The organism is Rhodococcus pseudokoreensis (assembly GCF_017068395.1).
In the GTDB taxonomy this organism is placed as follows: Bacteria; Actinomycetota; Actinomycetes; order Mycobacteriales; family Mycobacteriaceae; genus Rhodococcus_F; species Rhodococcus_F pseudokoreensis.
In genome coordinates this window covers 4,503,554-4,515,698 of record NZ_CP070619.1, presented here as the reverse complement: position 1 = coordinate 4,515,698, position 12,145 = coordinate 4,503,554, and the positions used below count along the sequence as shown (strand labels likewise).

Here is a 12,145-nt window from a genome sequence, read left to right as displayed (position 1 = left end):
GTCGGGCCGCACCGCTCGTCGGATGGGTTCAGAGGCGCGGTCGCGGCCCCGAGGTACTCCTCGGCCGCCTCGCTCGGTCCAGCAACTCCCTGCCGGCTGCGGCAGCGTCCTGGCCTCGCTGTGCGGTTGCAGAGTTCTCGGGCAACTTCATGTCACGCTCCGCCCACTCGGCGAGCCGGGCGAAATCGGGCTCCACGTTTTCAGTGTTCATCTGTGTCATCCCTCGGGTGCGTGCCTCCACTACATGAAAGATCACCATCCCTCGCGAGTGCAAGCGACCACGTGCGTGCACTCAGCCCGCGAATCCGCACAGGGTCAGGGTCGGACGCGAGTTGCGCAGGGGTGGCAGTTCCGACAGCCGGCGGAGGAGGGTCGAGCCCCACGGGCCGCGGCCGAGGGGCGGCATCACCTCACGGGTGTACGCGACGTGAGGCACCCGGTCGGGGAGGTTTTCCGCCTCGCCTGCGGAGAGGTGGAACGGCATCGGCGGGACGGTGTAGTCGCCGTGGATCCTCAGCCCCTTCTGCGTCTTGCGACTGAACCACTTGGGCACCGAATCGAACATCATCCGGCCACCGGGGAATCGCCGGGCGCAGTCGCCGATGAGGGACAGCGACTCGTCGGGAGGCAGATACATCAGCAGGCCCTCCGCCGAGACGAACACACCCCGACCGGTGTCGACGTGGTCCATCCAGGAGCGGTCGAGCGCGGACACCGCGAGTGTGGTGACGTTCGGCTCGTCCGGCAGCAATTGCCGGCGCAGCGCGACCACCTCGGGCAGGTCGATCGACACCCACCGGACGCCGGGGTCGCCGATCCGCCAGTAGCTGGTCTGCAACCCCTCGCCGAGCGCGACGACGGTTCCGCCGGGGTGGCCGGCGAGGAACGTCCGGATCTCGTCGTCGAAGGCCTGCGCGCGCAGGGCGTGGGATTGGCTGGGTTTCCCGAAGTTCTCGTACGGATAGTCGAGGGTCTCGTAGAGACCCACGGCGAGCGGGTCCGCGAACGCGGTGTCGGGACGCGCCGCCTCGACGGCGCGGTTGCGGAGCGTCCACATCATCGTCGCGGGCACACCGGTCAGGGTGGTGGCGTCCACCCGTTTCCGGCGGTCGTCAGGCATTGCGCACCAGGTCGGGGTTCTCGGTGAGCGGTTTGCGGCGCAGCATCCGGGTGCGCAACGTGTCCATCGACATTGCCAGGCTCCGTTCCCCGAGGGGTGAGATGCGGTACTCCACTCAATCACCTTTCTGTGCCCGCGTGGGCGAGGAAACAAGACGTCCGCGGCCTTGCGGGAATACGGTAGGGGGGTATGGTAGTTCTGAGAGAAGACATCGATACCCCGAAGAGAGGCGAACCCCCGTGAGCACCTCCAGCGTCACCGTCACCGGCATGACCTGCGACCACTGCGTGTCCTCGGTAACCGAGGAGATCAGCGAACTCCCCGGTGTCACCGCCGTGAACGTCGATCTGGCCAGCGGCAAGGTTGTCATCGACAGCATCACCGACCTCGACCCGGGCGCCGTCGCGAGTGCCGTCGAGGAAGCCGGGTATTCCGTCGCCGGCTGAGCCGGCAACTCCAGCACGGTCGGCTGAGCCGCCAAACCCGGCTGAGCCGCAACTCCAGCACAGGAGCCCCATCATGAACGCAACCGGCAAGTTCGCCGGATTCACCGTCGGCCTCGTCGTGATCTTCGGTGCCGCGCTCGCCCTCGGGTCGGTTGCCGGCCCGGATGTGGCCGAGCCCGCCGCGCACACGGCCGGGGACGGAGGACACGACGCGGGAGGGCACGGCGCGGCGGGTCATGACGCCGTCGCCGACCCGACGCCGGGCGGGCTGTCGCCCACGGCGGACGGTTACACCCTCGAACTGGCATCCGACCAGGTCACCGCCGGTGCCGCGGTCCCGGTGCAGTTCCGGATCACGAACCCCTCGGGGGTACCCGTGACGGACTACACCCCGGAGCACGAGAAGCTGCTGCACCTGATCGTCGTCCGCCGCGACCTCGCCGGGTTCCAGCACGTGCACCCGACCCTCGACGCGGCCGGAACGTGGAGCGTCCCCCTCGACCTCGGCCGCGGCGGCGACTACCGCGTGTTCGCGGACTTCACCCTGGCCGGCGGAGAAGGCGTCACGCTCGGCACCGACCTGCGCGTCGCCGGCACCTACGACCCGCAGGAACTGCCTGCACCCGCGCCGACCACCACCGTGGACGGCTACACCGTCACACTCGACGGCACGCTGCGACCGGGTGAGACGTCGAACGCCACGCTCTCGGTGAGCCGCGACGGTCGGCCCGTCACCGATCTGCAGCCGTACCTCGGCGCCTACGGGCACCTGGTGGCGCTGCGCACCACCGACCTCGGCTACCTGCACGTCCACCCCGAAGGACATCCCGGCGACGGCGCCACCGCCGCCGGTCCCGGGATCGACTTCGCCGTCACCGCGCCCAGCGCGGGCGACTACCGGCTGTTCCTGGACTTCCAGCACGCCGGCGCCGTCCACACCGCGGAGTTCACCGCCACTGCCGGACCGGAGGAGAAGTGATGACCCGCGGGGCCGACATCGCGGCAGCACCCGATTCCCAGATCGAACTGGCCATCGGCGGGATGACGTGCGCGTCGTGCGCCAACCGCATCGAGCGCAAGCTGAACAAACTCGACGGCGTCACCGCGACCGTCAACTACGCGACGGAGAAGGCCCGCGTCCACTACGACGCCGCCGACGTCTCGCCCGACGATCTCGTCGCCACGGTGGAGCAGGCCGGATACACGGCCCGGCTGCCCGAGGTGAAGCCGCCTGCCCCGGAGGAAGAGGATCCGGCGGCGGAACTGCGGCAGCGGTTGCTCGTGTCGGCGGTGCTGACGGTTCCCGTCATCGCGATGGCGATGATCCCGGCGCTGCAGTTCACGAACTGGCAGTGGCTGTCGCTCACGCTTGCGGCTCCGGTCGTGGTGTGGGGTGCGTGGCCGTTCCACAAGGCCGCGTGGACGAACCTGCGGCACGGCACGGCGACCATGGACACCCTGGTGTCGATGGGCACGCTGGCCGCGTTCGGCTGGTCGCTGTACGCGCTGTTCTGGGGTACCGCCGGCATGCCGGGGATGACGCACCCCTTCGAGTTGACGATCGCCCGGGTCGACGGGACCGGCAACATCTATCTGGAGGCGGCCGCGGGCGTCACCACGTTCATCCTCGCCGGCCGCTACTTCGAGGCCCGTGCCAAGCGCCGGGCGGGAGCGGCGCTGCGGGCGCTGCTCGAACTGGGGGCGAAGGAAGTGTCGGTGCTGCGTGACGGCACCGAACAGCTGATCGGCATCGACATGCTCGAGGTCGGCGACCTGTTCGTGGTCCGTCCCGGCGAGAAGATCGCCACCGACGGCGTCGTCGTCGAGGGCTCGTCGGCGGTGGACGCGTCGATGCTGACCGGTGAATCTGTGCCCGTCGAGGTGTCGCCCAACTCCGAGGTGGCCGGCGCGACGGTCAACGTCGGCGGCCGGATCGTGGTTCGCGCCAGCCGGATCGGCGCCGACACCCAGCTCGCGCAGATGGCGTGGATGGTCGAGGACGCGCAGACCGGCAAGGCCGAGGTGCAACGACTGGCCGATCGGATCTCCGGCATCTTCGTCCCGATCGTGATCGCGTTGTCGGTCGCGACCCTCGGCTTCTGGATCGGAACCGGCGGTGCGGTTGCGGCCGCGTTCACCGCCGCCGTGGCCGTCCTGATCATCGCGTGCCCGTGTGCGCTCGGACTCGCCACTCCGACCGCCCTCATGGTGGGCACCGGACGGGGCGCCCAGCTGGGCATCCTGATCAAGGGCCCCGAGGTTCTCGAATCGACCCGGCGAGTCGACACCGTGGTGGTCGACAAGACCGGCACCGTCACCACCGGCACGATGTCGCTGCACGACGTGGTCGCCGCCGACGGTCAGGACGAGGAGCAGGTTCTCCGGTTCGCCGGGGCACTCGAGGACGCGTCCGAACACCCCATCGCGCGGGCGATCACCCGCGGCGCGAAGGAGCGGCTGACGACGCTCCCCGACGTCGAACAGTTCACCAACGTCGCGGGACTCGGCGTCCAGGGCATGATCGACGGACACGCGGTGGTCATCGGCCGCGCGAAACTGCTCGACGACTGGTCGCTGCACCTCACCACCGAACTCCAGCGGGCGGTCGAGGCGGCGGAGTCGGACGGCAAGACCGCGGTCGGGATCGGCTGGGACGGACAGGCGCGCGGCGTGCTCGTCGTCGCCGACACCGTGAAGCCGACGTCCCGCGAGGCGGTGGCGCAGTTCCGGGAACTCGGTCTCACCCCGATCATGCTCACCGGCGACAACAAGTCCGCGGCCCGGGCCATCGCCGACCAGGTCGGCATCGGCGAGGTGATCGCGGAGGTGCTGCCGCAGGACAAGGTGGACGTGGTCAAGCGCCTGCAGGCCGAGGGCAAGGTGGTCGCGATGGTCGGCGACGGGGTCAACGACGCCGCCGCGCTCGCGCAGGCCGACCTCGGCCTCGCCATGGGCACCGGCACGGACGTGGCCATCGAGGCCAGCGACCTCACGCTGGTCCGCGGCGACCTCCGCGCCGCCGCCGACGCAATCCGGTTGTCGCGCAGAACGTTGAGCACGATCAAGGGAAACCTGTTCTGGGCCTTCGCCTACAACGTCGCGGCGCTGCCACTGGCGGCGGCGGGTCTGCTCAACCCCATGCTGGCCGGTGCCGCCATGGCATTCTCTTCGGTGTTCGTCGTGAGCAACAGCCTGCGACTGCGCCGGTTCCAACCACTGACCACTCCCACCCGAGGGGAACAATCATGACCGAGCAACCGCACACCGACCACGACCACGAGGCCGGCCACGGATACATCAGCGCAAAGGACGACTACCTCAAGCGACTGCGCCGCATCGAGGGCCAGGCGCGGGGACTCCAGCGGATGGTCGAGGACGAGAAGTACTGCATCGACATCCTCACCCAGGTCTCGGCGATGACCAAGGCGCTGCAGGCAGTGGCGCTGGGTCTGCTCGAAGACCACATCAGCCACTGTGTCGTCGACGCCGCCGTCGCGGGCGGCTCCGAGGCGGACGCGAAGATCAAGGAAGCCACCGACGCCATCGCACGACTGGTGCGTTCCTGAAAACCTAACCACGAGAGCAGCTTCCGAGGGAGCAGGCATGTCTCACGATCATCAGAAGGAAATGGAACAGGTCCGGCACACCGGACACGATCACGACGCCCACACCGATCGGCACGCCGGCCACGGCGCGCACGGTGAGGTGTTCCGGCGGAAGTTCTGGATCAGTCTCGCGCTGTCGGTGCCGGTGGTGGTGTTCAGCCACATGTTCGCCGATCTACTCGGCTACACCGTCCCCGACTTTCCCGGCGCGTCCTGGATTCCGCCGGTGATCGGTACCGCGATCTTCTTCTACGGCGGCGCACCGTTCCTCACCGGTGCGTGGAGCGAACTGAAGTCGCGGCAGCCGGGCATGATGCTGCTGATCGGGATGGCGATCACGGTCGCGTTCCTCGCGTCGTGGGTGACGACCCTGCAGATCGGTGGGTTCAACCTCGACTTCTGGTGGGAACTGGCGCTTCTCATCGTCATCATGCTGCTCGGTCACTGGCTGGAGATGCGGGCGCTGGGGTCGGCGTCCGGTGCCCTCGACGCGCTCGCCGCGCTGTTGCCGGACACCGCGGACCGGGTCACCGACGACGGCGTCACCGAGGTCCCCGTCTCCGAACTCGCCACCGGCGATCTGGTGCTGGTGCGGGCCGGCGGCCGCATCCCCGCGGACGGCACCGTCTCGGACGGCCGCGCGGAGGTCGACGAATCGATGATCACCGGCGAATCCAACCCCGTCACAAGGACGATCGGCGATCCCGTGGTCGCGGGCACCGTCGCCACCGACAGCGCGCTGCGGATCACCGTCGGCGCCGTGGGGGACGACACCGCGCTCGCGGGCATCCAGCGTCTGGTCGCCGACGCGCAGTCCTCGTCGTCCCGTGCCCAGGCCCTCGCGGACCGCGCGGCCGCGTTCCTGTTCTACTTCGCTTCCGTTGCAGGACTTCTCACGTTCGTGGTGTGGTCGCTGCTGGGCAATCTGGACGAGGCCGTCGTCCGGACCGTCACTGTCCTCGTCATCGCCTGCCCGCACGCCCTCGGCCTGGCGATACCCCTCGTGATCGCCATCTCCACGGAACGGGCCGCGAGGGCCGGCGTGCTGGTGAAGAATCGGCTGGCGCTGGAGCGGATGCGCGTCGTCGACGTCGTGCTGTTCGACAAGACCGGCACCCTCACCCAGGGCAGGCACGCGGTGACGGGCGTAGTCGCGACGGCCGGTGTCACCGACACCGACCTGCTCGCGCTCGCCGCCGCGGTCGAGGCCGACAGCGAACACCCGGTCGCCCGCGCGATCGTTGCCGAGGCTGCCGCGACGGTTCCCGACGCGTCCCGCCGCACCGCCACCGAGTTCCGGTCACTGCCCGGTCGCGGCGTCCGCGCCGTGGTCGACGGCGCGGACGTGGCCGTCGGCGGACCGGCGATGCTCGCCGAACTGAACGTGACGGTCCCCGACGACGTTGCGGCGCAGACGAAACGGTGGGTCGGACGCGGTGCCGCTGTGCTGCACGTCGTCCGCGACGGGAAGGCGCTCGGCGCGGTGGCGCTCGAGGACGCCGTCCGCGAGGAGTCCCGGCAGGCGATCGACGCCCTGCACGCACGGGGTGTGAAGGTCGCGATGATCACCGGCGACGCCCGGCAGGTCGCCGACGCCGTCGCCGCCGACCTCGGGATCGACGAGGCGTTCGCCGACGTCCTGCCCGAGAACAAGGACGCGCAGGTGGCGGCGCTCCAGGCTCGCGGTCACCGCGTCGCGATGGTCGGCGACGGGGTCAACGACGCCCCCGCGCTCGCCCGCGCCGACGTGGGTGTCGCCATCGGGGCCGGCACGGACGTCGCCATCGAATCGGCGGGAGTCGTCCTCGCCGCCGACGATCCCCGCGCGGTGCTGTCGATCATCGACCTGTCGCAGGCGAGCTACCGCAAGATGTGGCAGAACCTGGTGTGGGCCACCGGTTACAACATCATCGCCGTGCCGTTGGCCGCCGGTGTGCTCGCGTTCGCCGGAGTCGCGATCTCCCCCGCCGTGGCGGCGATCCTGATGTCGATCTCCACCATCGTCGTCGCCCTCAACGCACAGCTGTTGCGACGACTCGATCTGGATCCGGCACGGCTGGCGCGGAACTGATCATCTCGACGGCGACTTCCGATGCAGTAACTGCGGGTTCGGTGATCCGCCGCAGCGCGGACACCAGCCCGTCGACGGTGCCGGCGACGGCCGCGACGTAGGCGTCGGGGCGGATGACCCACACCTCGCCGGGCTTCGCGTCCAGCGCGGCGGTGAGGACACCGGTGGTGTCGATCTCCGACAGCCGGACCAGCCGGATCGGTGCGTGCACTGCGGGAAGGGCCGCGCTGCGGATCTCGTCGGCGTCCACGCCGTCACCGAGCAGCAGCAGGATGCCGCTCCGGGCGATGTCGCGGAGCCGGGTGCCCCCGCCGCCGCGCAGCGTCACCGGGGTGTCGGGCACGAGGATTCCCGGCGCCGCCGCCGGGGTGCATCCACGATCCGGGCGGCCGGCGAAGGCGCGTCCCGGATCGTCTGTGGTCAAGGGTGATTCGACGTACCAGAACGGCTCGGCGAGGCGGCCACTGTCGACGAGGGCACGGGCCTGCGGGTCGGTGACCGCCGCGGTGAGCACGTCGCGGCGGTGCCGGTGCTGCTCGTCCGACTGCGGGACGAGGAAGTCCATCGTCGCCGTCGTGACGGCGATGTTCTCGACCGCCGCCGCGTGCCGCTCGGTGTGATACGTCTCGAGCAGCGACTCGTCCGCCCAGCCGCGCAGAACGAACGCCAGCTTCCAGGCGGCGTTCTCGGCGTCGGCGACACCCGAATTCAGTCCGCGGGCGCCGAACGGGGACACGATGTGCGCGGCGTCGCCGGCGAGCAGCACCCGGTCGACGCGCATCCGGTTCGCGACCCGGGAGTGGAAGCGGTACACCGATTTCCACACGATGCGGTAGTCGGTGTCGCCGATGATCTTCCGGATCCGCTCGTCCAGCGCCCCCGACCGTTCCTCGGCCTCGAGGTCGTAGTCGCCGGGCACCTGCCAGTCGATGCGGAACGTGGAGTCGGGGCACGGGTGGATGAGCACCTGCCTGCCCGGGTTCCACTCGGGGTCGAAGTAGAAGCGGCGCTCGTCGGCCCAGCCGGGGATGTCGGCGGCGATGTCGCAGATGAGGAACTTGTCGTCGAACGAGCGGCCGTCGAACGTGACCCCCAGCTGCTGCCGGATCGCGCTGCCCCGCGACCCCACCGCGACCACCGCGTAGTCGGACTCGACCACCCGGTCACCGTCGTCGGTGCGGCACGTGATGGTCACGCCGGTCTCGTCCTGGTCGACGGACGTGGCCTCGTGTCCCCACCGGACGTCGATCGACGGTGTGGCCGCGATCCGCTCGTCGAGCAGTTCCTCCGTCCGGGCCTGCGAGATGTTGACGAACGGCGGGAACGACGAGATGCCGCGGTCGACGAACGTCTGCGCGAACAGTTCGTGGTCGCGGTGGAACGTGCGGGCGCACCCCCACGTCACCCCCTCGTCGGCCAGTTGACGGCCGACGCCGATCGCGTCCCACACCTCGAGGACGTCCCGCTGCTGGCAGATGGCCTTCGATCCGATCGGATCCCGTTCGGCCCGGGCGTCGAGCAACGTGACCGGTATGCCCCAGCGGGCCAGCAGCAGCGCCGTCGTCTGGCCCACCGGGCCGTTGCCCACGACGGTGACGGTGCCGCCTCGGGTGTGTCGTCTTCCCATGATCCTCGCCTTGTCAGTGTGAAACGGTGACGGGTGAAACGGTGACGGATTTCAGCCCTGCAACTGGTCCCAGACCTCGCGGTCACGCTCGGCGGTCCAGATGACGGGGCGTTCGATCCCCGAGAGTTCGTCCCACACGCGGGAGACGTCGAACGGGAGGCAGTGCTCGAAGATCGGCCAGTGCCCGTACTGCTCGTTGAGTGCGGCGTGGGTGGCTTCGAACGCCTCCTTCAGGGTGCCGCCGCGCTGCTGCACGGCACCGACCTCGGCGAGCATGACCTCGATGAAGTGGCGAGTCTGCTCGATCGCGGCATCGACGGCCTCCCGGCCGTGGGAGACGGCGCCGCGTCCGCCGATCAGGACCTCGGCGCCCAGCGCCTTGATCCGGTCGAGGGTGCCGGTGGACCAGTCGCGGTGGAAGGCGTCGCCGGTGTACAGCGCGGCCTGCGCCTCCACGAGGTCGCCGGCGAAGAGGATCTTCTGCTTCGGCAGCCACGCGGTGATGTCACCTTCGGTGTGCCCGCGGCCGAAGTGCTGGAGCACCAGGTCGCCGCGTCCGCCGCCGAGGTCGATGGTGAGCTTGTCGGCGAACGTCAGGGTGGGCCAGGTCAGCCCGGGCACCGAGTCGGCACCCTTCGCCAGGCGCGGCATGCGACCGAATTCGCTTGCCCAGTCTTCCTTTCCACGCTCCTCGATGAGGGCGCGGGTGGTCTCGTGCGACACGATGGTCTCGGCGTCGAACGCGGACGCACCGAGCACGCGGACGGCGTGGTAGTGCGAGAGCACCAGGTAGCGGACGGGCTTGTCGGTGTGCTCGCGCAGCTTGCGCAGCCAGTCCTGAGCGGCAACGGGAGTGGCGAGCGCCTCGAAGCAGACGACGAAGTCCTCGCCCTCGATGGCGCCGATGTTGGGATCGCCCTCGGCGGTCAGCGCGTACACGCCGTCGGCGAGCACTTCCAGGGTCTGCTCCTTCTCGCCGAGGTCGGCCGAGGACGCGAAGTTGATCGGGCTCATGCGCTGCACCTAACTAATCAAAGGTTTGATTGATGGTGATCACAGTAACCCGGCTCACAAAATAATGAAAGCCTTGATCAAAGTTTGTCCGGGATTTCTCCGCGCTGCCCCCACCCCGCTACGACGAACGGGACGCTCGTTGCGTCAGATGCAACGAGCGTCCCGTTCGTCGTAGAAGGGAGTGCCGGTGGGGACGTGCTCACCCCGCGAGCAGTACGCCGACCAGCGCGATCGAGCCCACCCAGACGGTGGAGATCGTGGCGAGGACGAAGGGGCGGGCGCCGACCTTCTTGATGGTGGCGATCTGGACGCCGGCGCCGAGGGCGAACATCGCGGCGGTGAGGAGCGCGGTCTGCAGGATCTTGGCATCGGCGAGCAGACCCGCCGGCAGCAGGCCGGACGACCGGAGTCCGACGCAGGCGAGGAACGCGACGACGAACAGCGGGACGAGCGGCGGGCGCTTCACGTCGGCGTCGCTGCCTGCGAGGGAGCGCTGCCGCACGCTGAGTACGGCCATGACCGGCGCGAGCATGAGGACGCGGGCCAGTTTGACCACCGCGGCGACGCCGAGGGCGGCTCCGCCGATCGCTCCGCCGGCCGCGACGACCTGCGCGACCTCGTGGATCGACCCGCCCGCCCACAGGCCGGCGTCGGTGTCGGAGAGTCCGAGCGCCCGCGACAGCAGCGGGATCGCGGGGATCATGAGGGTGCCGAAGATGACGACGAGCGCGACCGCGGTGATCACCTCTTCCTCGTCGGCGTCCACGACCCCGTCCACCGCCGCGACCGCGGCCGCACCGCAGATCGAGAACCCGCAGGCGATGAGCAGTCGTTGCGTCCAGCTGAGGCCGAGCAGTTTGCCGACGAACATCGTGCCGACGATGCCCAGGCAGACGATCGAGACGACCACGACGATGACGCCCCAGCCGAGTCCGAGGATGTCGCTCAACATCAACTGCAGCCCGAGGAGGGCGATGCCGACCCGGAGCAGTTTCTTGGCGGAGAACTGCAGTCCCGGACGGAGGCGCTCGGGCAGGCGCACGACGTTCGACAGTACGGCGCCGAGCACGATGGCGATCAGCAGCGGGCTCACCGTCGGGAGGAACCGGCCGATGCCCATCGCGAGGGCGGTGGCGGCGGCGCACAGCGCCAGGCCCGGGAGGACAGTGACCGTGGCGGTCTGCAGTCGCGGCAGCGTTCCCGTGCTCGCCACGCGCTGTTCCTCGGACTTCGATTCGCTCAGTTCGGTGCTCATGCTCCTACGGTCCGTCACTGCGGCACTTTGCGATAGCCGTCATTTCGGCATGAACACATATCGATCTGATATGTCTTGTGCGGTGGTCATATACTCGACGTATGTCCCGCAAATGGCCGGAGTTTCCGGTGCTCGAATTGCTCGTCGGAGTCGACGACCACGGAAGCCTCAGCGCTGCCGCCAGACTCGCGGGAATGGCGCAGCCGAATGCGAGTCGCGCCATCAAGCAACTCGAGCGCCAGTTCGGCATGACCCTGCTGCAGCGCAGCCCGACGGGTTCGATACTGACGCCGCAGGGCACCGTGATCGCGCACTGGGCGCGCCGGGTACTGTCCGATGCGGGCAGGCTGCTCGATGTGGCCGAGGGGCTGCGCGCGGAACGCTCGGCCGAGTTGACGGTGGGCGCCAGCATGACGGTGGCGGAACATCTGATGCCGGGGTGGCTGGGGCAGTTTCGCCGGTTGCACTCCGACGTCACGATCCACCTGCAGGTGCACAACTCGACTCAGGTGTTCGAGCGCATCGACAGCAGGATCTGCGACGTCGGGTTCGTCGAATCGCCGACGGTGCCGCGTCCGCTGAAGAGCATCACGGTGGCCCGCGACCGGCTGGTCGTCGTCGTCCACCCCACCCACCCGTGGGCGCGGCGTCGAAAAGCACTGTCCGTCAGCGAATTGGCGCTGACACCGCTCCTGGTCCGGGAACCGGGATCGGGCACCCGGACCACCCTCGACGTGGCGTTGCAGGAATACGAACGGGCGGCACCGCTTCTCGAACTCGGCAGCGCCGCCGCGATCCGCACCAGCGTGCTCGCCGGGGTCGGACCGGCGGTGATGAGTACCCTCGCGGTCGCGGAGCAGGTCGCCGCCGGCGAACTGAAGGTGATCGACGTCGAGGGCCTCGAACTCGACCGGGTTCTTCGGGCCGTGTGGCGGGGCGCGCGTCAGCTCGACGGTCCTGCAGGCGAACTGGTGCGGCTGGTCCGCCGGGTCGGGGCCGAGAACTGA

At 69.4% G+C, this 12,145-nt stretch carries 11 protein-coding genes; 6 read left to right on the top strand and 5 right to left on the bottom strand.

What is annotated here, in order from left to right; genetic code table 11:
- Positions 1-292 precede the first annotated feature (292 nt).
- Together JWS13_RS25920 and JWS13_RS46020 are read right to left on the bottom strand one after the other, a co-directional pair.
- Positions 293-1,120 (bottom strand): class I SAM-dependent methyltransferase, encoded by an 828-nt coding sequence (locus JWS13_RS25920; RefSeq protein WP_206008211.1) that lies wholly within the window; start codon positions 1,118-1,120, stop codon positions 293-295.
- A complete protein-coding gene (locus JWS13_RS46020) occupies positions 1,113-1,235 on the bottom strand; it encodes a hypothetical protein (protein WP_259375273.1) in 123 nt (40 codons plus the stop codon). Before JWS13_RS46020 ends, JWS13_RS25920 begins: the two co-directional genes overlap by 8 nt.
- A gap of 124 nt (positions 1,236-1,359) precedes the next feature.
- On the opposite strand from JWS13_RS46020, the gene JWS13_RS25915 reads away from it, so the two are divergent.
- From JWS13_RS25915 to JWS13_RS25895, 5 genes are all read left to right on the top strand, one after another.
- On the top strand, positions 1,360-1,566 hold the full coding sequence (locus tag JWS13_RS25915) for a heavy-metal-associated domain-containing protein (protein ID WP_206008210.1): 207 nt from the start codon (positions 1,360-1,362) through the stop codon (positions 1,564-1,566).
- 73 nt (positions 1,567-1,639) lie between these two features.
- Entirely contained in the window at positions 1,640-2,545 is a 906-nt protein-coding gene (locus JWS13_RS25910; protein ID WP_206008209.1) for a hypothetical protein, read from the top strand.
- Positions 2,545-4,815 carry a heavy metal translocating P-type ATPase gene (locus JWS13_RS25905; protein WP_206008208.1) on the top strand — a complete coding sequence of 757 codons (2,271 nt, stop codon included), beginning with the start codon at positions 2,545-2,547 and terminating at the stop codon, positions 4,813-4,815. Before JWS13_RS25910 ends, JWS13_RS25905 begins: the two co-directional genes overlap by 1 nt.
- Positions 4,812-5,132 (top strand): metal-sensitive transcriptional regulator, encoded by a 321-nt coding sequence (locus JWS13_RS25900; RefSeq protein WP_206008207.1) that lies wholly within the window; start codon positions 4,812-4,814, stop codon positions 5,130-5,132. Before JWS13_RS25905 ends, JWS13_RS25900 begins: the two co-directional genes overlap by 4 nt.
- Before the next feature lie 37 nt (positions 5,133-5,169).
- On the top strand, positions 5,170-7,242 hold the full coding sequence (locus JWS13_RS25895) for a copper-translocating P-type ATPase (protein ID WP_206008206.1): 2,073 nt from the start codon (positions 5,170-5,172) through the stop codon (positions 7,240-7,242).
- Here JWS13_RS25895 and JWS13_RS25890 read toward each other — a convergent pair.
- The 3 genes from JWS13_RS25890 to JWS13_RS25880 form a co-directional block, all read right to left on the bottom strand.
- Positions 7,184-8,869, bottom strand: coding sequence for an FAD-dependent monooxygenase (locus JWS13_RS25890; RefSeq protein ID WP_206008205.1), 1,686 nt, complete (start codon positions 8,867-8,869; stop codon positions 7,184-7,186). The two genes, JWS13_RS25895 and JWS13_RS25890, sit on opposite strands and share 59 nt — an antisense overlap.
- Positions 8,870-8,920: 51 nt before the next feature.
- Positions 8,921-9,883, bottom strand: coding sequence for an MBL fold metallo-hydrolase (locus JWS13_RS25885; RefSeq protein WP_160097800.1), 963 nt, complete (start codon positions 9,881-9,883; stop codon positions 8,921-8,923).
- A 199-nt stretch (positions 9,884-10,082) separates the two neighbouring features.
- A complete protein-coding gene (locus tag JWS13_RS25880; RefSeq protein WP_206008204.1) occupies positions 10,083-11,138 on the bottom strand; it encodes a YeiH family protein in 1,056 nt (351 codons plus the stop codon).
- Positions 11,139-11,239: 101 nt separating this feature from the next.
- Here JWS13_RS25880 and JWS13_RS25875 point away from each other — a divergent pair, with 101 nt between their 5' ends.
- Positions 11,240-12,145: a LysR family transcriptional regulator gene (locus JWS13_RS25875; RefSeq protein WP_206008203.1), complete on the top strand. Its 906-nt coding sequence runs from the start codon at positions 11,240-11,242 to the stop codon at positions 12,143-12,145.

What these genes read in the sequence shown, in the direction of transcription:
- JWS13_RS25910 (WP_206008209.1), top strand. Translation starts at nt 1,640, where the DNA reads ATGAACGCAACCGGCAAGTTCGCCGGATTCACCGTCGGCCTCGTCGTG.
- JWS13_RS25895 (WP_206008206.1), top strand. Translation starts at nt 5,170, where the DNA reads ATGTCTCACGATCATCAGAAGGAAATGGAACAGGTCCGGCACACCGGA.
- JWS13_RS25875 (WP_206008203.1), top strand. Translation starts at nt 11,240, where the DNA reads ATGTCCCGCAAATGGCCGGAGTTTCCGGTGCTCGAATTGCTCGTCGGA.
- JWS13_RS25885 (WP_160097800.1), bottom strand. Translation starts at nt 9,883, where the DNA reads ATGAGCCCGATCAACTTCGCGTCCTCGGCCGACCTCGGCGAGAAGGAG.
- JWS13_RS25920 (WP_206008211.1), bottom strand. Translation starts at nt 1,120, where the DNA reads ATGCCTGACGACCGCCGGAAACGGGTGGACGCCACCACCCTGACCGGT.
- JWS13_RS25890 (WP_206008205.1), bottom strand. Translation starts at nt 8,869, where the DNA reads ATGGGAAGACGACACACCCGAGGCGGCACCGTCACCGTCGTGGGCAAC.
- JWS13_RS25880 (WP_206008204.1), bottom strand. Translation starts at nt 11,138, where the DNA reads ATGAGCACCGAACTGAGCGAATCGAAGTCCGAGGAACAGCGCGTGGCG.
- JWS13_RS25905 (WP_206008208.1), top strand. Translation starts at nt 2,545, where the DNA reads ATGACCCGCGGGGCCGACATCGCGGCAGCACCCGATTCCCAGATCGAA.
- JWS13_RS25900 (WP_206008207.1), top strand. Translation starts at nt 4,812, where the DNA reads ATGACCGAGCAACCGCACACCGACCACGACCACGAGGCCGGCCACGGA.